This window comes from Vitreimonas flagellata, assembly GCF_004634425.1.
GTDB classification, from domain to species: domain Bacteria; phylum Pseudomonadota; class Alphaproteobacteria; order Caulobacterales; family Aquidulcibacteraceae; genus Vitreimonas; species Vitreimonas flagellata.
In genome coordinates, this window is record NZ_SBJL01000002.1 from 956240 (window position 1) to 978373 (window position 22134).

Here is a 22134-nt window from a genome sequence, read left to right on the forward strand (position 1 = left end):
GCGCGCTTGTGAAAGGAAAGCCCCGCTTTTCAATGCGGGAACGCGCGCCATGTCTCAGTCCAAGGTCAACAAGGTTGTGCTCGCCTATTCGGGCGGCCTCGACACCTCCATCATCCTGAAATGGCTGCAGGAGACCTATGGCTGCGAGGTCGTCACCTTTACCGCTGACCTGGGCCAGGGCGAGGAGCTGGAGCCCGCGCGCGCCAAGGCGATCAAGGCCGGCGTGAAGCCAGAGAACATCTTCATCGACGATCTGCGTGAGGAATTCGTCCGCGATTTCGTCTTCCCGATGTTCCGCGCCAACACGCTCTATGAAGGCCAATATCTGCTCGGCACCTCGATCGCGCGCCCGCTGATCGCCAAGCGCCAAATCGAAATTGCCAACCTCGTCGGCGCCGACGCCGTGAGCCATGGCGCTACCGGCAAGGGCAATGACCAAGTCCGCTTCGAGGTCAGCTATTACGCGCTGAAGCCGGACGTGAAGGTGATCGCACCATGGCGCGAGTGGGAATTCGAAGGCCGTCCAGCGCTGCTCGACTACGCGCGCAATCACGGCATCGAGATCGCCAAGAACAAAGAACAGGACGCGCCGTTCTCGATCGATGCCAACCTGCTGCACACGTCGTCCGAAGGGCTCGTGCTCGAAGACCCGGACGTCGAAGTGCCGGACATCGTCTCTAAGCGCGGCGATCGCCGCACCATTACGCCGGAAGAGGCGCCGGATCAGGCCGAATTGGTCACGCTCAATTTCGAGCGTGGCGACCTTGTCGCCATCAACGGCAAGCCGATGAAGGCGCACGAGCTTTTGGCCGAACTTAATCGCCTAGGCGCCAAGCACGGCATCGGCGGTCTTGATCTGGTCGAGAACCGTTATGTCGGCATGAAATCGCGCGGCTATTACGAGACGCCGGGCGGCACGATCCTTTGGTACGGCCACCGCGCTATCGAGAGCATCACGCTCGATCGCGGCGCCATGCATCTCAAAGACGAGCTGATGCCGAAATACGCGACGCTCATCTATAACGGCTTCTGGTGGACGCCAGAGCGTTTGATGCTGCAAGCCGCGATCGACGCCAGCCAAGAGAGCGTTACCGGCGATGTGAAGCTGAAGCTCTACAAAGGGGGCGTCCGTACTGTCGGCCGCGCCAGCCCCTATTCACTTTACTCGAAGAAGATCGTCGGCTTTGATGAGGCAGGCGGTTACAACCAAGCTGACGCGGAAGGCTTCATCAAGCTCAACGCCCTCAGGCTTCGGATCATGGCCGAGCGGGATAAGAAGCGCGGCAAAAACGAGTAGGGGCGATGGGCACAATCGAATTCATCAAGCGCGCCCTTTGGGTGTTGATGTTGTTCGTGGGCATGCTTGTTCTCGCTGGTCTGGCCGTGGGCCTTCCGTTCGGCCTTTACCAAGCGCGCGAAAATCTTCTCGTCGTGTTGCTGCTGATTGTTCCGGTGACTGCGCTGTCGGTGCTGTTCTTCATGGGCGCGGGCGCGTGCGCCGCAGGCCTCTTCATGCGGCCGCGTGCTTTCATTGAGGCGACGAAGCCAAACGAGCCCGAGGTCATTCCGCTCGGGTGGGTGCGCGAGCTACGTGCGCGGATCGGCGGCTAATCAAAGTTCTCGGTATGTGTATTGGTCGCGAATGCGCCAGTTGAAATACGCACCCTGCGAGGGCGCGGTTTGAAACTCTGTAGCCACATCGGGCGGCACGTCTTCGTAGATATATTTCTTGCCGCTCGTGAAGGTCACGGCGAGCGTGCGCTTGGAGGCGTCGTACAACACGCGCGTAATGGCCGAGGACGAGCTCATGGCGCTTCCCAATGCAAACGCGCCTGCCATCGCTGGCAGGCGCGCTACATCTAAGCGCTTAGGCGGTTAGCTCCAATATTGATCTACCTTGTAAAAGGCGTGGCTCTGATCGCGATAGGCGATGCCGTCGTTCTTGGTCAGTTCGCTGATCGTGTCCGCTGGCGCGGCCTTCAGCTCGTCCTTGGTGTAGGGCACGACGTAGGAATCTTCGTCCTCGTCGTAGTTCAGCGCCGCCCACGGTAGTGGATGGAATTTTTCGCCCATCTTCAGCACGCCGCCAAAGCCGACGACGGCGAACAGGATCGAGTTGGATTGTTTGTCGAGCACGATGTCTTCAATGGTGCCGATCTTCTCGCCGCTCGTGTCCTTCACGGATGTGCCTATAACTTTCTTGGCGCGGATGGCGGTCGTGTGGCCGGTGGGGGTAGGCATGGGGACTCGCTCCTCTTCGAATGTAAGTGGAGCTTGAACAACAGCCGATGGCCGCGTTCGTTCCGTGCGTTAGGTGAAGGCGAGCAAGAGCGCCATGATCAGCACCAACACGAAGAGCGCGCTGAGCGCTGGCTTCACCAAGCTCAGAGGCCGGGTCTTGGCTGTCTCGATGAAGCGTGCGCGCGCAGCTTGATCGTCCCGCGCGCGCCGCTCACGCGCTGTGCGCCCGCCCGTATCCCGCCATCCGCTCATGAGATGGAACCTAGCAGAAAAACGAACGGGCCGAAAACTGACGCCTTAGGGAAGGCGGGCGCCCGCGTCGGCGCTATTCTGCCGGCAAGCCGTAACAAAGAGGGCGCGGAGGGAGCGAGATGGACGAGACGAGCATGACACGGCGTGCGATCGTGGCCGGCGCGGGCGTGGCGGCGGCGGTGACGCTGTCGAGTGCGAACAATGCACAGGCGCAGGCGATCTCGGTTACCGCGCAGCCCGACACGGGCAACCATTCCGCCGCCAATTTCATGCACGGGTTTCCGCCCGCGCCGGACACACGCATTGATGTCGCCAATTGGCAGACTTGGCCACAGGCCAAATGGTCGGTGCGGCACATGCGCGAGATTTTCAGCTCGCGCGACGCCACCCAATTGGCTGCCCGCTCGCTCACTTTCCGTAACGCGCCGATGGACATGGAGCGCGTGCGCTTGCGTACGGCCGAAGGTGAAATCAGCTGGTCGCAGTTTGAGGCGGCCACGCACACCGATGCGATCATCATTCTGGTCAACGGCCGCGTTGTGCATGAGCGTTACATCGATGGCATGCAGCCGGCTGATCCGCATGTCTTGTTCTCGGCCACCAAATCCTATTGCGGCTTCCTCGCCGAAATTCTCGCCGCGCGAGGCCAATTGGATTTCCACCGCCCTGTAGAGAGCTATCTGCCGGAGCTGGCGACGAGCGGCTTCGCTGGCGCGGGCGTGCGCCAGATCGCCGACATGACAGACGGTGCGCGGTTCTCGGAGAATTACAACGACCCGAACGCCGACGTTTTCCGGTACCTCGCCGATGTAGGCTTGGGTCCGCGTGATGCGAGCAACCCACCACGCGGCACATACGCCGCGTTGCAGACCATCAATGCGCGCGAGCACCCACCCGGTCATGCGTTCGCTTATCGCTCCGCTGTCACCGACGTGCTTGCCTGGGTCGTGCAGCGTGTCGCCAATAAGAGCTTGTCGCAGCTCTACGCCGAAGAAATTCACGCACACATCGGCGCCACCGACCCGGCCTATTTTACGCTCGACGCTGTTGGTCAGGAAGTCGCCGCTGGCGGCCTCAATATTTCGCTGCGCGATTTCGCGCGCTTCGGTGAAATGCTGCGCCGTCGCGGGCGTGTGGGCTCGCGCCAAGTGTTCCCGACCGCGGCCATAGACTCGATTTTCGCCGGCGGGGACAAGGAAGCGTTCACGCGCGGCAACCAAGCGACGCGGCCCGGCTGGTCCTACAAGAGCCAATTCTGGTGCACGCACGATGCGCGCGGCTCAGTGTGGCTGCTTGGCGTGCGCGGCCAACGGCTGGTGATCGTGCCGAGCCTCAATCTGGTGATGGCGAAATTCGGGTCGCACCCGGTGCTGAGCAATTCTGCCACGGATGCAATCCATGGCGCCGCGCTCGATGCGTTGGAAGCGGCGCTGACCTAGCTCATCACAAGACCGACGAACACAGCGCCGTAGTGACCCGCCGCGCCCAGGATCACGCAGGCGTGCCAGAGCGCGCGGCGGAACGGCAGCGCGTGGTTCAGATAAAGCAAGACGCCGCCCGAATAGGTAGCGCCCGCGACCACGAGCAGCGCGATCGCCAGCGGCGGCAGCGAGGGCACCACGGGGCCCAGAATGACAACGGAGAGCCAGCCGAAGGCTAAGTAGATGAGGCACCAGGCCTGGTCCGAAAGTGCTGTCCAAAACACCTTGCCGGCAGCGCCAGCGAGGGCCGCGATCCAGATCGCCACGGTGATGCCGACGGCAAACGACGGCGGCAGCAATTGAAGGGTGAAGGGCGTGTACGAGCCAGCGATCATCAGAAAGATCGCCGCTTCGTCGAGCCGACGCAGCACGCGACGATAACGCGATGGGCGCGTGAGATTGTAGATCGCCGACGCGGCCAGCATCGCCATCAAACAGAGTGCGTAAATGGCGCCGCCAGTCGCGAGCGGCACGCCGCGATTAACCAGAGCGAACGCCACGAGCAAACCGCCGCCGATCAACGCCGCCAACATCCCAACCGCATGCACGATCCCATCAGCCGCGTGCTCCACCCGGTTCGGGTAGTGCTCTGCGAGTTCGTCCTCGCCGGGCGTAAGGAGATCCGAAAATGCCATTCGACGTTCCGTCCTGCGTTCTGCAAAGGGACGCTGTGGAGTGAATATAGTTCCTCGGCCTTAATGTTGGATGAGGAGAACCGAGGATTCAGCGCAACACAATCGCTTGATCGTGCGGCGCGCGGGTCACGCGTGGCGTGCGCGCATCACGTGTTCGCGAGTGGCGCGATTTTCGCAGCGCGTCGCTCATGCGCACCACTCGTCCCACCGCCGCCGCCCTGCGTGCCGAAGCGAGACTACTTTCGACAGCAGGCATCATCCTGTTGCTGATCGGCTTTCCGCTGACGCTATGGCTTGTGGCCGGCGCGCTGGCGGAGAACGCAATTTCGCCGATCCTGCCGCTGGCGATTGGCGCACCGCCGATCGCTTTGGGCTATCTCGCGTGCCACTTCGCATCACAGCGTATGGTTAAGGCGCGGGCGCTCGAGCGTTCACGTTAATGGGGCTTGCGCGCCACAATGAGATGGCGCACACGCAAAACATGATCTCGTTCGCACACCGACAGGCGCGACAGGCCGGCTAACGCCGCGTGCAGACGCGCGACCAATCCTGTCCTACTTTTCGAACGAGTCGTCCGATGCTTCCCGTCGATCCAGCGCTCTATGCGCTCTTCCTTGTCACGATGGCCGTGATGGCGGTCACGCCTGGCCCCGCCAACATCTTTGCTATCGCCACTGGCGTGCGCGCTGGCCCGCAAGCCGCGCTGCTGGGCGTCGTAGGCATGAACGCCGCTAACCTTGTTTGGATCGCCGCCGCGGCCTTGGGTTTGAGTGCGCTGGTGCATGCCTTTCCTTTGGCGTTCCGTGTGATCGCCGTGGCTGGCGGCGTTTATGTCGCGTGGCTCGGCGCGAAGGCGCTTTGGGCTGCGTGGCGCGATAAGGTCGCGCCGCTCGAAACGGGCAGGGGCGCCGATCTTTCCAGCGCTTTCCGCGATGGTTTCGCGGTACAGCTCTCGAACCCGAAAGCGATCATCTTTTTCACTGCTGTGTTGCCGCCCTTTGTCGACCCCGCACGGCCGGCCGTGCCGCAACTCGCGCTGCTCGGCGCGACGATGATCCTGATGGATAGCATCGCCATGAGCAGCTACGGCCTCGCCGGTGGCGCGCTATCGAAGGCGCTGCGCCAGGAGAGTGCGCGCCGTGTGTTCTCCGGCTTGGTGGGTGTGCTTCTGCTCATTGCAGCGGCGCTCATTCTGCTGCGCGACTAATCGACAGGCGCCGCGCATTCTTGCGATGGGCGAAAGCTCTTATCTCTCAAGACTAAGACTCTGTTGGCAGCCGGCGCGCGCGATTGCTAGCTGAATGCGGAGTATTGACGGAGTAATCGCGGATCAGTCAGCCTCCGAGTTCTGAGAAACACACCACGCGCCACTGCGCATTGTTTGTCGGAGGTCGAGACTGCATGGAGACGAACGAGTTTGCACTTCGCCTGGAAGGCTGGCGCTTAGCGACGGCCGAAGTGCTCTACTACATGCCGGACCACCCTTCGCTCTTGCAGAGCTTCATGTGGCAGACGCTGGACCTGGCGCCGTCCTACCCGCGCCTACACAAGTTCCTCAATTATTGGCGCGCCGAGATTGACGCCGTCATCCATTCCGTGCGGCTGGCGACGGGGGAGACAATTGCGCCGCCGAAGGTCAACACCGCCGACCATTGGCTGCATCACTAGATTGAGATTCGCCGAACGCGCCGGGGCGCTCCATATCTGATGCAACGAAGCGTCAATATTGGAGATGTCCCCACATGCGCGCGCTTGTGTTTATCGCCGCGGCCGCCCTGTTATCGGCGTGCGCCACGGCCACGCCGTACCAGCCGGCTGTCAGCAATACAAATTACGGCTTCCAGGAACAGCGGATCGAAAACAACCGCGTCCGCATCACCTTTCGCGGCAACACGGTAACCGATCGCGAGACGGTGGAGACCTATCTGCTCTATCGCGCCGCCGAGCTCACGCTGGAGGGCGGCTACGATTATTTCATCGTCGCCAATCGTGACACGGAAGAGCATTCGCGCCTGCAAGGCGCCGGTCCAAGTCGCTCGCGCTTTGGCTTCGATTATTGGTATTTCTCGCCGCGCCGCGGCTGGAGCCCCTGGTACGATCCCTTCTGGGACGAGCCGACCAGTTATCGCGAAGTGACTCGCTACGAAGCGATGGCCGAGATCGCGATGTTCAGCGGTCGCAAGCCGGCGGACGATCCTAATGCGTTTGATGCGCGTGAGGTGCAATCGAACCTGCAGGGCCGTATCACGCGTCCGCCACCAGCCGGTTAAGGTCCTTCCACATCAGTGCCGCGCGCGCGCAGGAGGTCGACGACGTTGCCGTCGCCGACCAAATGCGCCGCGCCCACGGCGATGAAGATGCGACCTGATCCATCAAGGCGCGCGGCGATCTCATCAGCCCACGCGCGATTGCGGCGAAGAATGACGGCCTCGTGCACGACAGGGCCGGCTTCTTCCCATTGCGGCGCGAGCGCTGCGTTCAACGCGGCGAGGTCGCCACGCGCCCAAGCCGCATCCGAGTCCGCCAACGACCCATCCTCTTCGGCGATTTGGCGTAAAGTCACGGCGAGAAAGTGCGTTTGGTCCGCTGGCGGCAGATCCGCGAGGATTCGGATCTGCTCTTCCGGCGTTTCGAAGAAGCTCAGGCGCTTGCCGCGCTGTCGTGCTTCAGCGGCAAGCACAGTTTCAACGCCGGCGTCAGCACTGTGTCCCTCGCGAACGGCGTAAGCGTACGAAAGCTGCAACGCCGCGAACCACGGTCGCATGCGCTCGATCTGCCCCGCGTCCAAGCGCAGTTCCTGCACGATCTCTGCAAGTCGGGCGCGATCTGCTGGCGCCAACAACGCTGACAAACTCTGCTCAGCCGGCAGCAGACCATAACGTGCGGCCAAACTTGGAAAGGCAGCATTCGCCTCGGGCGAAGTGTCCGTCTCCGTCACAAATTCGTCGGCCGACGCGAACGCCGCATTCACCCGCTCGCCCCGCCAGCGCAAATCCGGCGGCAGCACATGCACGGTCCCGAACAACCAAATCTCACTATCCGCATCAGCGATCCGCCAGAGCGCGGGTTCGCCCTGTGGCGCGGTAGGCGCGCACGCCGCCAGCGCCCAGGCCGAAACCGCCAGTAAAGCTGCAAACAGGGACCGCAATCGTCGCCTCCGAAGGCTCGCCTTCGCCGCAAAGCTCGGCTAGAGATGCCGCCCGCGCTGGCCGACCGGCCGGCTCAAGGGCTTCAGCACCCGTAGCTCAGCTGGATAGAGCGTTGCCCTCCGAAGGCAAAGGTCACAGGTTCGAATCCTGTCGGGTGCGCCAGCAACCAATTGAAATTGGTTTTGAAAATTGAGGCGCAGGGACGCGTTCGCGCCGGGCGAATTGTCGTGGCTACCACCGGGCTACCACGCGACCCACAATAGGTGGGGGATTGCGGCGTGTTGGCGCGGTTTGCGCGCATTGGTGCAAAGCAAAGGGCCGCGAAGGGGGAGCATCCTTCGCGGCCCTTTTGGGCTCGCTCGTATTATCGCGCGGGTTACGCGACGATCTGGGCGGCTTGGTTGAGCGTGGCCATCGCCATCGGTGCGAACACGGCGCAAGCGGCGATTAGGGCGTAGAACTTGGCCATCTGAGTGCTCTCAAAATTGGTTGGCGGGGCCGATCAGGCGACGATCTGCGCGGCTTGGTTCAAGGTGGCGAAAGCCATCGGGGCGAACACGGCGCAGGCGGCGATCAGGGCGTAAAACTTGGTCATCTGGTTTGCTCCTCCGAAGCGGCAGCGCTTCGATGAAGAGACCTTACCGACCACAAGCATTGGCGGATGTGACGCCAGGCACACTGGAAGACAACTAGAGCGAGCCAGGGCGGCTCCACGCCCATAGGAGTGGGCGCTTCGGGGCAGGAGCAGGCACGCCCCCGAGTTCACGCCGGGGCAAAAGCGGACGCGAGACAGGCGGACAGCTTGGCGCGATGGCGCGCGCTTCTCCTGGGCCAGCGCCCTGCGCCACGCACGATCCTCTCCGAAGCGCCGCACTTCGGCGCGGACGGATTGGTCGTCTGCATCCTCCTGGGCTGGTGGCCGACGCCGCACGGATGGGCCGACGCGCACGCACGGGAGCGCATCGAGCTCGTCGGCTCGCCCGACACCGCACCGCGTCGCGGCGAGCGCTGGAACGAGCCCGTTATGGCTCTGTCGCTTGCGCGCGCATTCGGCGCGCCCGAAGTCGATCCTAGCGAAGTGAACTTGGGCGCGCTGGAGGCGCTGCGACCGCGAAGCGCTTTTGCCTCCCAATCCCCGGCCGATCGTAAAGGCGCGCCCGTGCATGTGCTGCGGGCAGAGCGTCGGCAGCACCGGCGCGGGCCATCGCCTATGCGAGGTCTGCCGCCATCTGGGCAATCCATTCCAAGGATAAGAATCGCGCCATACTGGCGCAATGAGCGTCGGCCAGGTCGTCAACGGCAGCACTGGGTTTCCGTGGGAAGCCATCTTGGGCTTCATCGGCGTGCTGGTCGGCGCGGGCATCGCCACCGGCACCACGATGTATTTCGCATCCCGCGCCGAACGGGACCAACGCTTAGCCGTAGCGCACTCCGTATTCTTCAAGGTTCTGAAGATGTGCGACGTCGCAGTGAAGGTGGCGCGCCATGTCAGCGAAGAATGGAAGGAGGACCGCAACGGTTGGCACTGGCCCGCGCTGATGCCGCTTGCGGGCATTCCGCCCCTGGACGACACGTTCACAGCGGAAGAGATGGCGTTGTTCGCGCGGGCGAAGGGGCCGGTGTTCTCCGAGCGCCTTCTCGTCGCCAGCAATCACTCGCACCTGATCTTGGAGCTTCTCCGGAACTACAACTCGGATCGAAGAGCCTTGGGCGATACGTTCGCCGAGATGGGATTGGTGGAGATGGACGGCCCGATTGGCCGCATCATCGTGGACAAGGAGAGCGACACCCATCGCTTGCTAGCTCCGAAGATACGGGAAGTGGAAACCGGCGCGATCCACCTGCGTGAAGCGGCGCTGAAGGCGCGCGATCACATCACCAAGCTGGGCGACGACATCGGACCGAAGCTGAAGGAAGTCCTGAAAGACGACCGCTTCAAGCTGAACATGGGCTCGAAGCCCGACTAGTCCGCCTCACCACCCCTGCCACACGCGGCGAGCGGACTGAAAGAATGCCTCGCAGTCTTTCGTCGGCCACGAAGTGGAGCTGTTGTCCCGCACGAGCCAGTGGAGGCCGTTCGCGCACACCAGCTTGGACCGGTCGGCGGCCACGGCCCAATCGTAGCAAGACACGAACGTGTCTTGATACGTCTTGTCGTAGCGATCGCTCGGCACGTTGTAGAGAAGACCCTCCAGGAAATACGACGGCGCGATGCCGTCGCCCAGTTCGTCTTGCTCGACCATGTAGTTCCGCAGGTTCTTGAATATGCGAACCATGGGCTTGACCCACTGTCGCGCATCCTGGTGTTTGGCCGTTAGATTGTCGGAGTGCTGCTCGGGAAAGTTCTCGATAAGCGTGCCCTTCGACCAGAAGCAGATGCCCCTGTCGAAGCGCCTCGCTGCGAGACTGTGGTAGCGGCGAAACTGCTGACACACGAGCACGTCGGCCTCGCGCCGCTTGCCCGACGCCGGAATGTAGATCGCCTTATTGCCAGGATTCACGCCGTTGAAGTTCTTCGACAGCCACGCCACGACTTCCTTTTTGAAGTCGGTGTAGCCATAGCTGGCGTTCGGGATTGCGTTGTATTCATCCTGCTCCGGCTGCGAGAGCCGCGTGATGTCGCTGCTGTAGGCGCCGTCCAGTCTGATGATGATGTCGACATCGCTGTCGGCCCAGACGTTGGTGTCGTTGCAGTACGACCCCTGCAGAAACACCTTGTACGATCGATTTGCATACGGAGCCTGCGGGCTTTCGAGCACGGTCTTGATCGCGGCGTAGGTGTCGCGCGACGACTGGATCGCGCCCTGGTGCGACCATGTCTCTAGCTGAGCTTCATCGATTGCCATCACATCACCTGAAGGAAAAACTCGCGCAGCTTGGCTTCGTGTTCGCTGAACGATTGGCGTCCGCGCTGCCACAGAACGTCGAGCTTTCGGTGGTCGTGCTCGAACATGTCCGTCGCCATGTCGGGCTGCGTGTAGGCGTTGCTGACGCGAACCGTCGCGATATCCTTGAAGAGCACCATGCGCAGTTGATCCATCGAGCGCGTGTTCACCTCCATCGTCTTCTGCAGGAGGTCCGCCAGCGGGAGCTTGCTCGCCCAATACGATGGCTTATGCATCCGGCGCGGCGCGGGATATTCTCCGACGCCGATGCTGACGACGCGAATCCTGTCCGGTTCGATCTTCAGCGACACGGTGGCATCGGCGAGCGCGTAGAGCGTCGGATTGTTGGCGCAGTAGCCGCCGTCGATAAGCGTGACGGTCGATCCGTCGGAGATTGGAACCTGCTTCTTGGAGAAGAACGGAAACGCGGAGCACGACGCCTGAACGGCGTCGCTGATGCTGGCTCCGAAGAAGGGCTGGAACGTACCCTTGGTGCCGAACGCCTGATTGACGTCGGCTTTGAAGATCATCGGGCGCTCTTCCCGCCAGCGTGTCGCGACGATGCCGATGCGTGTCTTGAAGTCGGTGACGGTGTGGTCGGCGAATATCGTGTTCGCAAGCTTCGCCAGCTCCGCCGATTTCTCCCATGGCCACAGGCGAGCCATGATCGTAACGACGTGATTGCGATAATGGTCGAGTATCTCGTCAACTGAACGGCCGAGGCAGAGAAGCGTGGCGATGATTGCGCCAGTGCTCGTGCCGTAGATGAGATGGAAGTGCTCGCAGAGAGGCGCGCCCGTCATTCCCTCAAGCTCCTTGAGGACGCCGAGCGTGTAGAATCCCTTGGCCCCGCCGCCGTCGAGGCTGAGCACTCTGAACTTGCTGTCGTCGGTCATGCTCCGGCTCTGCGCGAATCACTCGCCTTGAGCGTGCTGTTGCCGCGCGACCACTGTCCAGACCTACCGGTGAAGACTCTTCCTCTCTGGGCCTGAGTTCGGTATCAACGCCTACCGGCGCGGGCGTAGTTCAGAGGTAGAATGCGACCTTCCCAAAGTCGATGTTGGGGGGGCGATTCCGCCGCCCGCTCCAACCCTTGCATCTGACGCCGGTTCTTAAGGAGGCATCCGCGTGAAGTTTTCGCCGCCGATTGGAAAGCTGGCGCGCGCCACTAACGCGCCAGGTGGTTCTCTGCTGTTGCTGGAAGTGAGCGGCTCGAGGGCGCTGATAATCTCTACGAACCACGTTGACGACGGCCAACCGTCGAACGTTGTGTTGTCGGCGCACGCGAACATGCAAGGCATTGTGCACAAGAGCGCATCGAATTTCTGGGCCTGGGACGTCACAGAGATTGCAGCCATCGAAATCGACCAGAGTGCGTTCGTTGTTGGCGACGAGCGGCCAGCTTTCGGTTCAATTGCATGTGACAAGGAAGGGCACCGGCTCATTGCCGTGGATCGGCCCGGCGCGTTTGGGGGAACCAACTGGTTAGACCTTGAGCAATTCCAGATAGCCGCGCCAACGGGCGGCACGACTGTTCGATTCCCAAAATGGAAGCTCGTGTTGCCAAGTGAGCGCGATGACCGGACCACGCTGTTTGAGTGGCCGCTCACTTGAGGGTGCGCCGAAGCCAGCAGGGCATAGTCTTTTATTGGTAGTCATTGCGGTCGCTCTTAATGGCCAGGAACGCCTGTCCAGCGCGTGGAATCAATTTGGGCGGCGGTACGCGACGCGCTCCCTTCTGATCGATGGTCCGCGCTCACGGCGGCGAAGTTCTTGAGGATCTAAGACGTCTTCAGGCATCTGAAGCTTCAACGCCTGCTTTGCGGCAGGGGTGGGCCCAATGACCGTTCATGGGATTGAGCTCTCGTAAACCTACCTGAGCTACGCTTTCGCGATGTCGTCGCCCTGGGAACGTCCTCGGCTGAACCGCGCCAGCTCTGAACGTCGGGCTGCGAACTTGCGTGAGCGGTTCCGCCGTTTTGGACGCCGTCGTGTCTCCCGATCCCTTGCCGGGCTCATCATCGGCTTGCTTATCTTGGGCGGCCTTGCGCTGATGCAAACCCTACAGCCCCCTTCGAGCCAACTCGGGTACTTGAATCCGATTGAGCGCGAAGATCCGATTGAGCGCGAAGAACCGAGTGCGCGCGAAGTCGCAAGCGATAGGCCGTTTGAAAACTGTGACGCCGCGCGAGCGGCGGGTGCGGCGCCCGTTCGTCGAGGGCAAGACGGGTATGGCGCTCACCTCGATCGAGACGGCGATGGAATTGGGTGCGAGCCCTTTCCGCGATAGGCTAGGTCCGCTTTCGGGCGGGCAGGTGCTGGGGTCTCAAATTGGGATTCCTCGCCAGCGTGGGTCAGCGGGATCATCGTAATGATGGCTTGAGTCCGCGCTAGGACGTGAACTCGTACTTTCGTTGTCCTGTTGCGTGCGCGGCGGATCACGAGTGACCCGAACCAACAAAAGAAGCGCCGCACTGGCGCGACGGACTAATTGCGCGGCGCTTTTCCTATGGGCCGAATGTGCCGTTGACCGATACGTTGCTGGAAGCAACAGATTGTCCAGTCACCGAGGTGTAATTTGTCACCGTGGTCGCAACATTACCCGCAACCACGCTAACCACTTCGCCGCTCGGAGTGGCGGCCTCTAGGAGCGCAAGTTCGCAGTTCCAGTAGCGCGCATGCGAGCGTGGCACGCCCGGCGGAAAACTGAACTCAAACCGTAGCGTTTCGCGAAATCCAGTGGGTCCGATCCTGATCCGCTGCTGGGCGCGCGGGAGGGCTGTTACAGTGCGTGTGCCCGGCTGATACGCTTGAATTTGGCACCTGACCTCAGCTTCGCGATTTGCCAGCGGCGGGGCATTCTCGATCCGAACAGGAACATTGAGCACGAAATCCGGCCCTGTCTGCGCCAACGCCGCGCCAGCAGATGCGCTCAAGAACGCCGTCGCCAGTATGAGTGCCTTTAGCAAACGCATGTTCGGTCCCTTAGCGTCCAACGAAAGATAACTCCGGGGTCGTCGCCACGATCGGCGGCGCGTCGCGGTCGGAGGTGTCGACCATGACGCCGCCAACAAACGAAAGCTCCGACGCATTGACGGCGACGGCAGGCGCGCTTCGGTCTGAAGTAGCGGTCATGCCGCCCCCCACAAACGAGAGCTCGGCGCTCGTAATTGTTGCTGGCCCGCTCCCAGTTTGCGCTAGCTGGGCGGCGGGGGGCGTGATCTGTATCGGCGCCCGCTGTAGCGCCATGCTGGCGTTACATTGTTGGAGCTCCGTCGCCGACAAAGTTGCGCCCGCGCGGCCGAAGGAGGTGATCGGTCCAACCTCGGCCGCGAGCGCGCGACAAGTCTCAACGGTCGGCCGTTCCCACAGACGCCGTGTCGTGCAGGCGCTGGCCGCGCATGTCCAAGTTACGCCGCCGGCGGAGATGTTGCCTTGACGGCGTGCGGGAGCGCTTGTCTGCGCGCGATAGTCGAAGCCGGGAATTTGCAGTTGGGGCGCCGGTAGGCGCGGCGGAGTCTGTGCGCTGGCAAGCCCGCTCATCAAGCCCAACAGTGCCGCAAGCACAGCCCGCTGCATGCGCAATCCCCGCATCAACCCAGCGAGACAATCATAGTCTCGCTAAAACCGCAACGCCGCTTGACGTCAGGGGCCAGGACATCCTTTCCCGCGCGTGACGCGCAGTCGCGTAGAATGTCCGAAAACGGACTCGCATTTGCGCGTTCGGTCGGATGTCGCCTTTTGGGATAGAGACCTCCTAAGCCTCTTTTGAGACGAAGGGTACAACGAGCACCACGTCCGTGCCCTCAGCGGAGGATGTGATCTCCAATGACACGCCGATCGCTTGTGCGCGGTGATGCATGTTGGACAGGCCGCGACCTGTTGAAGTCTTCGTAAAGCCTCTTCCGTCATCGCGAACATAAATTCTGATGAGTTCGCCTTCTTGGGCGCTGCCGATGCTAATCTGGCTCGCTCCGCTGTGACGCAGCGCATTAGCGAGCGCTTCTTGCAGGATGCGCAGGATTTGCAGTGTTACTCGTGGGCCGAGGGCCGGGCCGTTTGGCGCCAAGGCATGCTCGACCACGCAAGTACAGCCCGCGGCCTCGATATGTTTGCGCACGCGGCTCTCGAACGCGCGCATGACCTCGGAGACGCTCTCGTCGGCCATGTCCAAGGAATCAACGATAAGGCGCATATCGGTGATGGCGGCATCGAGCGCGGCTTGGATTGCTTCGGCGTCGAGCTGGCCCGCGCCGATCTGCAACTTTAACCCAAGCAGAGTGCCCCCGATGCCGTCATGCATATCACGTACAATGCGCTGGCGTTCCTCTAGCACGATCGCACGCTGCGCCATTTGTGCGTGGGCGGTGTAGCTGTCAGCCAACGCGCGCTCTTGCGTCGCCAATTTTTCCTTAAGCACGGCGTTTGCTGTTTGGACGGTGCGCCGCGCTTCGGTCGCTTCGCGCGCTAACGCTAAAACCATCGAAAGCCCTAGCAGGGCAGCGACAATCGGCGACCAAGAGAGCGTGAACGGGAGTGTCGCGTCGAATGGAGAGGTGAGATCAAATATGCTGCCGATCCGGTCCATCGCGAAGGCTGAGAAGCAAAGCGCAAGGATGGTGCGATCGAACCAGCGGCGCGCACTGCCGTCGGTACTGGCTTGCGCCAAAAGAACAATGGAGAAGCCAGCGGCGGCTATCACCAAGACATAGGCGGCGTTGACTGCGCCGAGCAAATACTCGCCCTGACGAGCGACGTCGACATGCGCGATCAAGACGGGGAGGCTCGCCAGCGCTGGCAAGACAATCCATACAAGTACGAACCAACGCGGCTGCGGCACGCGGGCGTCGTGTAGGGAATATTGCGTCATCGTCAACGCAATGGCGACATTGACCCAAACCCAGATCAGCACGGTTGCGCTGAGCGAAAGTTCGATTGGGGGATTGAAGCTCAATACGTAGGTGGCGAGCGCGCAGGTGACCAGCAGCGCGACAAGCGCGTGGACGCGAGGCCGATCTGGAGGCGGCCAATTGACGACAAGACAAAGCAGGGCGGTGAACACCAAAAGCGCTATGCCGATCATTCCTAGATCGGTTTGGAGAAACGTGCGCCACCGATACGCGCCCGCGAGTTGGTCAGCTGGCCCGATAGCGAATTCAGAGAGCGCGGTGTCGAAGCCGAAGACGTCCTTTTCAATCTCGAGCTGGTTGGGGCCAGCCCTGATCGCTGCGCGCGGCAAGGCGTAATAGCTGGGTTCGGAAGTGATGAGCCCCTCAAGCCGCGGCAGCGGCGCCACCGCTTGAACGATAATTCCATTGACGCGGATTTCGCGGATCTGCTCGCGCAGCGTCAAATAGAGCGCCAGGGGCTCTGTGGGATCGCGCACCTCGAAGGGGACGAGAAAGACAATAGCGGATGCGCCATCCGAGCCTTCGGCGACGTAACCTTCCAGGCCGCTGCGTCGCGCCGCCAACGCGGGGCCGTGGTCGAGACGCGCGCCATGTTCGGAGAGTCGATGAAAATCAATGGTCTCGCGCTGGTCAATGGCATAGGGCCGCGCCGCACGCTCAACGACATGGACCGTGGACCAGAACATCGCCTGCCAGCAGAGCAGGATAAGGAGCGCGCCCGCCCAGCTTCGCACGCAATCGCCTCCACGCCGCCTCATCTTTTCTGTCAGGCGTTCTCAGCCGAAAGCGGCGTCTTGCGCCACCCCCTTCATCTGAGGGGATGGCGCTTTGGCGAGCCGTTCGTTTGAGGGGCGGTGACTTCACGCCGGGCGATTAGAAGCGCAGCGCAGCACCCAACCGGGCTTCATGCCTTTCGGTATCGCCAGCCTGGCCAGCGTAACCCACATTCACCACCAGATTGGGTGAAATCGCATAGCTGGCTCCTGCGTCAAGATACGCATCCGTGGAATCGCGCGCATCGCCCTCAAGCGTGAGTTCTGCCCCGCTCGTGGCGAAGGTCACCGGGATTGCAGCGCCTTCAAGTTCAAGGCGACGCACGCCCAGTCCCAGGCGCAGATCCAAATTGCGATCGCCGAGCATCACGCGCCTCTGAGCGCTTAGTCCCGCCTGTGCCGATATTGTGTCGACGTCGATCTCGGCCACGCGCAGGCGCAAGGGACTTGCGCCATCTTCGGTGTAAGCGTCTTGAGTTTGCCGCACGAGGCCTGCGCGCGCCTCACCATGCACGGACCATCCGGCAAATGCGCCAAATTCGCGCCGAAGAGCAAGATGGGCGCCGAACAACGAAGACGAAGTCTCCGCATTGATACTCGTAGAGAGGCCGCCAAACGCGACATTGCGTGTCGTGCTCTGATCGACGCCGCCGACAAGAATACCGCCCAGCATCGACCACCCACCAATCTGATAGCGTGCATAAAGGCTCGCCAACACTCCTTCTTGATCGCCGTCTCCGCCATTCTCTGAAAGAAAGAGCTCGCCCTGGGTGAGCGCCAGGGCGCCGCCCACACTTATGTGGGCGTTGAGTTGCACATTCGCGCCTGTGCCGACACCCGAGCTGTCGTGCGCGTAGCCGAGGGTTGCGTCGTCGGCGCTTCGATCAGACGATGCCGCAAAGGCTTCCGCCCAGATTTGACCGCCCTCGGATAAAGCCGCGTTGGCGACGACGCGGTCGACGAAGCTAAAAGCCGTGTCGGCGGCGCTCAGAATCTGCGCGTTGAACGTGGATGGTCGTGCGGAAAGCAGAGTGGGGGCCATGCTCAGATCGTTTGCATCATAGACCACCGCAATAGGTATGGTTGCGCCAATCGTTTCGACATTCGTGAAGGCGCCGGTCACGCCGCCATCAGCATGAAGGAAGACCCCGCCCATGCCCTCAGCGCCGCCCAGGCCGATAAAGCGCACCGTGCCGCCTTGAATGTTGGCCGCGCCGCTGATGTCGAGGAGGTCAATGCCGCCGGCGTTGTCGAACTCAATCTCGAGCACGGCGTTTGTGCCGTGCGTGTAGTCCCCCTGGACGGTCATCACGCCAATAGAATTGCCGGGGGCGAGGAGCCCTTCATTGGCAAGATTGCCAACGATGGTCCCATTGCCAAGAAGGCTGGCGTTGGCCAACACTGAAACATTGGTCGTCGCCGCAGCGTTCAAAAAGACCCGTCCCTCCTCGATGGAGAGGGCGCCAATGCCAAAGTTCAAACCGATGTTGAGATCACCGACGCCGCGTTTGCGGAACGTGCCGTTCCCTAGAATGGTCGAGGTGAGCGTGTGTGCGCCGGCGCTTTCCAAGACAAGGCTTGCCCCGCTCTGCACCTGCGTCGGCCCTGCGCCCAGAGCTGCGAAATCCTCAATAAAGACTTGGCCTGCGGCGATGTCGAGGCCGCCATTGAGCGGATTGGCGTCGAGCGTAAGATCGCCAAGACCGCTCTTGCGTAGAAAGCCATTGCCGCTGACGTCAGTCCCATCGAACGTGTAGGCGGCGCCGATATTCAGATCGAGCGCGGCATTCGTTTCGATCACGATGGGGCCTGTGCCAAGCTGGGCGATGTCGCTCACCCGTAAGGCGCCATTTTGCACATAGGTGCCGCCCGAATAGCCGTGATAGGCGGTGAGCTCAACTGTGTGAGCGCCGGCCGACACGAACAATTGGCCGCTGCCGCTAATGTCGTTGGCGATGGTTTCGTCGGCGAGCGCATCGATCCACAACATGCCGCCATTGGCGAAGTAGATCGACCCCGAGCCAAGATTGTCGGCGCCATTTACATAGAGCGTGCCGCCATTGATGACTTGAATGCCGCCAGCGTGCGTGTTCTGCCCAGTAAGATATCCTATAGTGGCGTTCGAACCTACATATTGAATAATCCCTGCACCGCTTACATTGTTGGTGAGGTCTGTTCCGGCGCCGCCAAATTGAAGCAGCGCATTGTTCAATTCGATATCGGCCGATCCAGCGGCATCCGCGCTGCCGAGAATGAGCGCGCCGTTGCTCATGGAGATCAAACCGGAAAAGTTCGAATTGGCGCCCTGAAGCGTGATTGTCGCGCCAATCGTGTTGAGAGTGAGCGCTCCGCCGCCCGAGAAGATGTGATCTGAAGTGAGCACGCCTGCTGTGAGGTCGACAATCAATTCGCCGCCGTTATCAATCGACACATCGGCGTTGGCCTGCCCCAGGGTGGCGAGATCGTCGATACGCAATGCGCCGCCCGAGATGTTCACGTTCTCGAAATCGTGCGCCCCGCTCAGGGCAAAGACATCGCCGGAGGCGCCGTTCACGGTCAAGACCTCGACATCGTCGGTGTCGAACGTCAACGCGTTTGAGCCGTTCAAGACCAGTGCATCTTGGCCGCTTCCGCCGAGTATCCTGAGGTTTGCGGCGTTTAACGTGCTCAGGATTGTGTCGGCATTGAACGAAAAGCTATTCGATCCGCCGCTGTCGGCGACGAGAATGCCGTCGGCGGCCGCCACCAGCGTACCGTGAAAGAGGTAGAAATTGTCGCCAAGGCCGCCCAGCACGATGCCGCCATTGCTTGTCGCCGTGAGTGAAGAGGCGCCGTCCATGCTCAGCAGGGTATTGTCCTGCAGCAGGATTGAGCCGGAGGCGGCTTCGATGTCGGTGTTGGAAAGGCTGATATAGCTGCCGACGCTGCCGCCCGCGATGAGCGAGAGATCAATGGCGTTGATGTTGCCGAGTGAAATGCCCGCATAGTCGCCCGATACGGAGAAGAGAGTATCCTGGATGTCGGCGTCTTCGGCGAGAATGAGAACACCTGCGCCCGTCAACGCCACGCTCGAGTTGCCCAGGACGCCGCCGCTGCCGACCTGAAGAAAAAGGATATTGTCGCCCGTTCCGGTAAAGCTCTGCCCGGTATTGGTTCCCTGGCAGAGTATCTGCGCGTTGGCGGTCACCGCATTCGGGGGCGAGCCATTGCTGATTGTGCAGGCCTGCGCCTCATCGATGGGAAAAAGCGAAGCGGCTGAGGCGATGGCGAAAAGGCCGGCGCCGCCTAGCAAATGATCGATGCGGCGGCGATGATGAAAAGCAGCTTTTGCGTCAGCCATGTGATTTCCCCTCACTGAAGTGGGAGAGGTGGTCTCACTGTGATGACGCCTAGCCCATCCCCTCAAGCGAGGGGATCGTCATTCGCGATCAAGCGTAATGAGTCGCGTGCTCAAGGCCTGATAGACAGCCTCGCTACGCGAACGCACCGAGAGCTTGCGATAAATATTCTGCACATATTCGGCGACTGTGAACGGAGACAGCTTCATCTCCCGGGCGGCCTCTTTGCGGCTCGCGCCCCGTGCGAGGTGTTCCAGTAGTTCGAGTTCGCGCGGGCTAAGAACTGTCTGCGGCTCGCTTTGATGTGGCGCTGAATCTTGCCGAATGAAGCTCAACAGGTGACCCGCAGCGCGCGCGCTGATCGGCGTCTCACCCGCAACAGTCGCGCGGACGGCGGTGAGAATTTCGTCGGTGTTGTTGTCTTTGAGAAGATAGCCGTCTGCGCCTGCTTTCAGCGTTGCAAGGACGCTGGCGCGATCCTCAAATACGGTCACGACGAGTACTTTGCTGCTGGGGACGGTGCTGCGTAGTGCTTGAATCAGCTCAATGCCGCTGCCGTCCGGGAGTCCAAGGTCGAGCAGCACGATATCGGGCAGCAACTCAACGAGGGGTAACGCCTCGCGGAGCGTGCCGGCTTCCGCGATCAAGTGGATGTCGGGGGCAGCACGTATTATTTTCACCAGGTGCGCACGGAGAACGCAATCATCCTCGACGACCAATGCGCGGATCGCCGGCGCGAAATCTTGATCGGTATTTAAGCGGGTCATTTCAGGGCGCATTTGAGGAAGACCAGGAATCCTACGACAGGTCAGAACCGAAGTCGCCCCCGCTGAATGGCGGGGGCGCGCTGCCTTCTGCTGGACGTCTGGAGAAGGGCTCGGGCGTCCGCTTTGAGGCAAGGAACCGCCAACTTCCGCAATTGGGATGTTTGAGCGCCTATAAACAACCGCCAAACGCGGAGCAGGCAAACATTATTGTCCAAACGAACAACGCTCCGCTCCCGAAGACCGCATAAAGTAAGCCAAACGCGAGACGCTGTGAACGTGGGAGTTGGAGAAGCCCGATGCCCACCAGACCGATCACTATTCCGACAGCGATGGCGATAAGATCGGAAACCCCGGTCCACCAGGACCAGAGATCAAAAGATCTGGACAACCACAATTGACCCGTCGTGATCCCCACCGGAGCGACGATGCAAAGAACGATCAATCCCAACTGACGTGCGTGCCTGGGCGCCCCATTCATACTTCGATTGTCGCGAACGCCGGCCAAAAAGGAAACCCGGTTTTGTCGTGGCTGCGAACCCTCCGCGACGTCCGAAAACAGGCGGCCTCGGCTTAGAGTCTGGTTTTGGGATCAATCGGCAGGAAGGGCCCTCAAGTAGCCGCTCGTTACAATTTGGCGGACGGGCTACGACTGGCCCATTGTGGACGTCTGCGCCGCGTCTATCCTGGCCTCGCTTAAAGACCGCGTTTAGCCAGTCCGAGGTTTCACCTAGTGATGCTCAATACACCGCTTAGAGTGGTTGTTCTGTGCATGGCGATCTCACTGGGGGCGTGCGCCAGACCGCCTCTCTCAAACGTGACGCCCCTTGATGACGGGCACTGGCGTGTGGAGCTCTCGACACGAGCCACGGACCGACTGGTGTCTTTGGAGCCCGAAGCGCTTAAGTGGTATGTCTACATGGATGCTCGCGGCGACCTTCGCGGCTTTGACCTGGGTCAGATCAAAGACGCATTGACGGTGCGCTCAAGCGGAATCGAGTGCGCGAATTGGCGCAACATTCACCGGACCTCTCGTCCCGGCATCCCTGGCGTTACTTTAAGCGAAACGTACGTCGATTGCGCGCCGCCGCTAGGCAGAGGAACCTTCAGCAACGCGCCGCTGGCCGAGCAAAGCCGATCGGCAACGGAGCTAGGATTTTCTTGCGCTGCGCCGTCGCCTAACGGGGTGATATGCAACTACTCAATTTTCGGCCGGGCCGTAGAGTCCACGCTGGGATCTTTGGCTCATCCGAGACCAGCCAGCGTCGCGGTGGAATTCCGGGTTGATTACGTGCTGCGTCTCAGCGACTCACATTTGCCGGAAGTGACCTGTCGAACCTGGCAACGCAGTTCCCCCCCGAACGCTTTCAGAATTGCCGTCGAGCATGATCAAGTGGGAGTAGTTGCCCCGGGCGCGCCCAATGCGTGGTCGATAGGGCCAGTTCGAGACTGCAGCTTCGCGGGCGCGTTGTAAGAGTGGAGGATTGAGCGCTGGGTGTCGAGAAGGGCTCCCGAGCGACTGCAATCGGCGATAGCGCGCCGAGTTTGCGGGCGTTGCGCCAGTGACGTGATTGGATGGCGTCAGCCGTTCGGAAAAGAACAAGGCCCGCGAAGGGGGGAGCATCCTTCGCGGGCCTTGTCTTGCCGGTCGATGTGATCGCGTTGTTACGCGACGATTTGAGCGGCTTGGCTTAGTGTGGCCATGG

Annotated in this window: 22 protein-coding genes, 1 tRNA gene and 1 pseudogene; 11 read left to right on the top strand and 13 right to left on the bottom strand. The window is 61.4% G+C overall.

Annotation, left to right across the window (positions count from 1 at the left end; translation table 11 throughout):
- Positions 1-49 precede the first annotated feature (49 nt).
- A complete protein-coding gene (locus tag EPJ54_RS12595; RefSeq protein WP_135212054.1) occupies positions 50-1297 on the top strand; it encodes an argininosuccinate synthase in 1248 nt (415 codons plus the stop codon).
- A 5-nt stretch (positions 1298-1302) separates the two neighbouring features.
- Positions 1303-1611 carry a hypothetical protein gene (locus tag EPJ54_RS12600; RefSeq protein ID WP_135212055.1) on the top strand — a complete coding sequence of 103 codons (309 nt, stop codon included), beginning with the start codon at positions 1303-1305 and terminating at the stop codon, positions 1609-1611.
- Here EPJ54_RS12600 and EPJ54_RS12605 read toward each other — a convergent pair whose 3' ends face one another.
- From EPJ54_RS12605 to EPJ54_RS12615, 3 genes are all read right to left on the bottom strand, one after another.
- Positions 1612-1809, bottom strand: a complete 198-nt coding sequence (locus tag EPJ54_RS12605) for a KTSC domain-containing protein (protein ID WP_135212056.1) — start codon at positions 1807-1809, stop codon at positions 1612-1614.
- A 66-nt stretch (positions 1810-1875) separates the two neighbouring features.
- Entirely contained in the window at positions 1876-2241 is a 366-nt protein-coding gene (locus EPJ54_RS12610; protein ID WP_135212057.1) for a PRC-barrel domain-containing protein, read from the bottom strand.
- A 69-nt stretch (positions 2242-2310) separates the two neighbouring features.
- Positions 2311-2493: a hypothetical protein gene (locus EPJ54_RS12615; RefSeq protein ID WP_135212058.1), complete on the bottom strand. Its 183-nt coding sequence runs from the start codon at positions 2491-2493 to the stop codon at positions 2311-2313.
- A 134-nt stretch (positions 2494-2627) separates the two neighbouring features.
- Between EPJ54_RS12615 and EPJ54_RS12620 the strand changes: the two genes are divergently transcribed.
- Positions 2628-3932 (top strand): serine hydrolase domain-containing protein, encoded by a 1305-nt coding sequence (locus tag EPJ54_RS12620; RefSeq protein WP_167755708.1) that lies wholly within the window; start codon positions 2628-2630, stop codon positions 3930-3932.
- Here the strand turns inward: EPJ54_RS12620 and trhA are convergent.
- Entirely contained in the window at positions 3929-4609 is a 681-nt protein-coding gene (gene trhA / locus EPJ54_RS12625) for a PAQR family membrane homeostasis protein TrhA (RefSeq protein ID WP_135212060.1), read from the bottom strand. The genes EPJ54_RS12620 and trhA overlap by 4 nt on opposite strands.
- A gap of 188 nt (positions 4610-4797) precedes the next feature.
- On the opposite strand from trhA, the gene EPJ54_RS12630 reads away from it, so the two are divergent.
- The 4 genes from EPJ54_RS12630 to EPJ54_RS12645 all read left to right on the top strand — a co-directional run bounded on the left by EPJ54_RS12630 (position 4798) and on the right by EPJ54_RS12645 (position 6879).
- Positions 4798-5049 (top strand): hypothetical protein, encoded by a 252-nt coding sequence (locus EPJ54_RS12630; RefSeq protein ID WP_135212061.1) that lies wholly within the window; start codon positions 4798-4800, stop codon positions 5047-5049.
- 137 nt (positions 5050-5186) lie between these two features.
- A complete protein-coding gene (locus EPJ54_RS12635) occupies positions 5187-5816 on the top strand; it encodes a LysE family translocator (RefSeq protein WP_135212062.1) in 630 nt (209 codons plus the stop codon).
- Positions 5817-6010: 194 nt separating this feature from the next.
- Positions 6011-6277, top strand: a complete 267-nt coding sequence (locus EPJ54_RS12640; RefSeq protein WP_135212063.1) for a Usg family protein — start codon at positions 6011-6013, stop codon at positions 6275-6277.
- Between the two features lie 74 nt (positions 6278-6351).
- Positions 6352-6879 (top strand): CC0125/CC1285 family lipoprotein, encoded by a 528-nt coding sequence (locus EPJ54_RS12645; RefSeq protein ID WP_135212064.1) that lies wholly within the window; start codon positions 6352-6354, stop codon positions 6877-6879.
- Here the strand turns inward: EPJ54_RS12645 and EPJ54_RS12650 are convergent.
- Positions 6876-7757, bottom strand: coding sequence for a TraB/GumN family protein (locus EPJ54_RS12650; protein WP_135212065.1), 882 nt, complete (start codon positions 7755-7757; stop codon positions 6876-6878). The genes EPJ54_RS12645 and EPJ54_RS12650 overlap by 4 nt on opposite strands.
- Before the next feature lie 86 nt (positions 7758-7843).
- On the opposite strand from EPJ54_RS12650, the gene EPJ54_RS12655 reads away from it, so the two are divergent.
- Both EPJ54_RS12655 and EPJ54_RS12660 read left to right on the top strand, forming a co-directional pair.
- Positions 7844-7920: transfer RNA gene (locus tag EPJ54_RS12655), tRNA-Arg, on the top strand.
- A gap of 1166 nt (positions 7921-9086) precedes the next feature.
- Entirely contained in the window at positions 9087-9725 is a 639-nt protein-coding gene (locus EPJ54_RS12660; protein ID WP_135212066.1) for a hypothetical protein, read from the top strand.
- 6 nt (positions 9726-9731) lie between these two features.
- Here EPJ54_RS12660 and EPJ54_RS12665 read toward each other — a convergent pair whose 3' ends face one another.
- Together EPJ54_RS12665 and EPJ54_RS12670 are read right to left on the bottom strand one after the other, a co-directional pair.
- Positions 9732-10604 (bottom strand): nucleotidyltransferase domain-containing protein, encoded by an 873-nt coding sequence (locus tag EPJ54_RS12665; protein ID WP_135212067.1) that lies wholly within the window; start codon positions 10602-10604, stop codon positions 9732-9734.
- Positions 10604-11539: a patatin-like phospholipase family protein gene (locus tag EPJ54_RS12670; RefSeq protein WP_135212068.1), complete on the bottom strand. Its 936-nt coding sequence runs from the start codon at positions 11537-11539 to the stop codon at positions 10604-10606. The genes EPJ54_RS12665 and EPJ54_RS12670 overlap by 1 nt, the downstream gene beginning before the upstream one ends.
- A 232-nt stretch (positions 11540-11771) precedes the next feature.
- On the opposite strand from EPJ54_RS12670, the gene EPJ54_RS12680 reads away from it, so the two are divergent.
- Entirely contained in the window at positions 11772-12257 is a 486-nt protein-coding gene (locus tag EPJ54_RS12680; protein WP_135212069.1) for a hypothetical protein, read from the top strand.
- Positions 12258-12696: 439 nt separating this feature from the next.
- A complete protein-coding gene (locus tag EPJ54_RS20430; protein ID WP_135212125.1) occupies positions 12697-12933 on the top strand; it encodes an excalibur calcium-binding domain-containing protein in 237 nt (78 codons plus the stop codon).
- Between the two features lie 217 nt (positions 12934-13150).
- On the opposite strand, the gene EPJ54_RS12690 is transcribed toward EPJ54_RS20430, so the two are convergent.
- The 6 genes and pseudogenes from EPJ54_RS12690 to EPJ54_RS12705 all read right to left on the bottom strand — a co-directional run bounded on the left by EPJ54_RS12690 (position 13151) and on the right by EPJ54_RS12705 (position 20443).
- A complete protein-coding gene (locus EPJ54_RS12690; protein WP_135212070.1) occupies positions 13151-13618 on the bottom strand; it encodes a hypothetical protein in 468 nt (155 codons plus the stop codon).
- A gap of 10 nt (positions 13619-13628) precedes the next feature.
- Positions 13629-13778, bottom strand: a complete 150-nt coding sequence (locus tag EPJ54_RS19870; protein WP_167755709.1) for a hypothetical protein — start codon at positions 13776-13778, stop codon at positions 13629-13631.
- Between the two features lie 129 nt (positions 13779-13907).
- Positions 13908-14237 (bottom strand): annotated as a pseudogene (locus tag EPJ54_RS20435) (DUF8200 family protein); the annotation flags it as partial.
- A 163-nt stretch (positions 14238-14400) separates the two neighbouring features.
- On the bottom strand, positions 14401-16287 hold the full coding sequence (locus tag EPJ54_RS12695) for a sensor histidine kinase (protein ID WP_167755710.1): 1887 nt from the start codon (positions 16285-16287) through the stop codon (positions 14401-14403).
- 139 nt (positions 16288-16426) lie between these two features.
- On the bottom strand, positions 16427-19666 hold the full coding sequence (locus EPJ54_RS12700) for an autotransporter outer membrane beta-barrel domain-containing protein (RefSeq protein ID WP_135212072.1): 3240 nt from the start codon (positions 19664-19666) through the stop codon (positions 16427-16429).
- A gap of 78 nt (positions 19667-19744) precedes the next feature.
- Entirely contained in the window at positions 19745-20443 is a 699-nt protein-coding gene (locus EPJ54_RS12705) for a response regulator (RefSeq protein WP_239590907.1), read from the bottom strand.
- Between the last annotated feature and the right edge of the window lie 1691 nt (positions 20444-22134).

Excerpts from the sequence above, each read along its gene's own strand:
- EPJ54_RS12595 (WP_135212054.1), top strand. The coding sequence starts at position 50 with ATGTCTCAGTCCAAGGTCAACAAGGTTGTGCTCGCCTATTCGGGCGGC.
- EPJ54_RS12600 (WP_135212055.1), top strand. The coding sequence starts at position 1,303 with ATGGGCACAATCGAATTCATCAAGCGCGCCCTTTGGGTGTTGATGTTG.
- EPJ54_RS12605 (WP_135212056.1), bottom strand. The coding sequence starts at position 1,809 with ATGAGCTCGTCCTCGGCCATTACGCGCGTGTTGTACGACGCCTCCAAG.
- EPJ54_RS12610 (WP_135212057.1), bottom strand. The coding sequence starts at position 2,241 with ATGCCTACCCCCACCGGCCACACGACCGCCATCCGCGCCAAGAAAGTT.
- EPJ54_RS12615 (WP_135212058.1), bottom strand. The coding sequence starts at position 2,493 with ATGAGCGGATGGCGGGATACGGGCGGGCGCACAGCGCGTGAGCGGCGC.
- EPJ54_RS12620 (WP_167755708.1), top strand. The coding sequence starts at position 2,628 with ATGACACGGCGTGCGATCGTGGCCGGCGCGGGCGTGGCGGCGGCGGTG.
- trhA (WP_135212060.1), bottom strand. The coding sequence starts at position 4,609 with ATGGCATTTTCGGATCTCCTTACGCCCGGCGAGGACGAACTCGCAGAG.
- EPJ54_RS12630 (WP_135212061.1), top strand. The coding sequence starts at position 4,798 with ATGCGCACCACTCGTCCCACCGCCGCCGCCCTGCGTGCCGAAGCGAGA.
- EPJ54_RS12635 (WP_135212062.1), top strand. The coding sequence starts at position 5,187 with ATGCTTCCCGTCGATCCAGCGCTCTATGCGCTCTTCCTTGTCACGATG.
- EPJ54_RS12640 (WP_135212063.1), top strand. The coding sequence starts at position 6,011 with ATGGAGACGAACGAGTTTGCACTTCGCCTGGAAGGCTGGCGCTTAGCG.
- EPJ54_RS12645 (WP_135212064.1), top strand. The coding sequence starts at position 6,352 with ATGCGCGCGCTTGTGTTTATCGCCGCGGCCGCCCTGTTATCGGCGTGC.
- EPJ54_RS12665 (WP_135212067.1), bottom strand. The coding sequence starts at position 10,604 with ATGGCAATCGATGAAGCTCAGCTAGAGACATGGTCGCACCAGGGCGCG.
- EPJ54_RS12670 (WP_135212068.1), bottom strand. The coding sequence starts at position 11,539 with ATGACCGACGACAGCAAGTTCAGAGTGCTCAGCCTCGACGGCGGCGGG.
- EPJ54_RS20430 (WP_135212125.1), top strand. The coding sequence starts at position 12,697 with ATGCAAACCCTACAGCCCCCTTCGAGCCAACTCGGGTACTTGAATCCG.
- EPJ54_RS12690 (WP_135212070.1), bottom strand. The coding sequence starts at position 13,618 with ATGCGTTTGCTAAAGGCACTCATACTGGCGACGGCGTTCTTGAGCGCA.
- EPJ54_RS19870 (WP_167755709.1), bottom strand. The coding sequence starts at position 13,778 with ATGACCGCTACTTCAGACCGAAGCGCGCCTGCCGTCGCCGTCAATGCG.
- EPJ54_RS12700 (WP_135212072.1), bottom strand. The coding sequence starts at position 19,666 with ATGGCTGACGCAAAAGCTGCTTTTCATCATCGCCGCCGCATCGATCAT.
- EPJ54_RS12705 (WP_239590907.1), bottom strand. The coding sequence starts at position 20,443 with ATGCGCCCTGAAATGACCCGCTTAAATACCGATCAAGATTTCGCGCCG.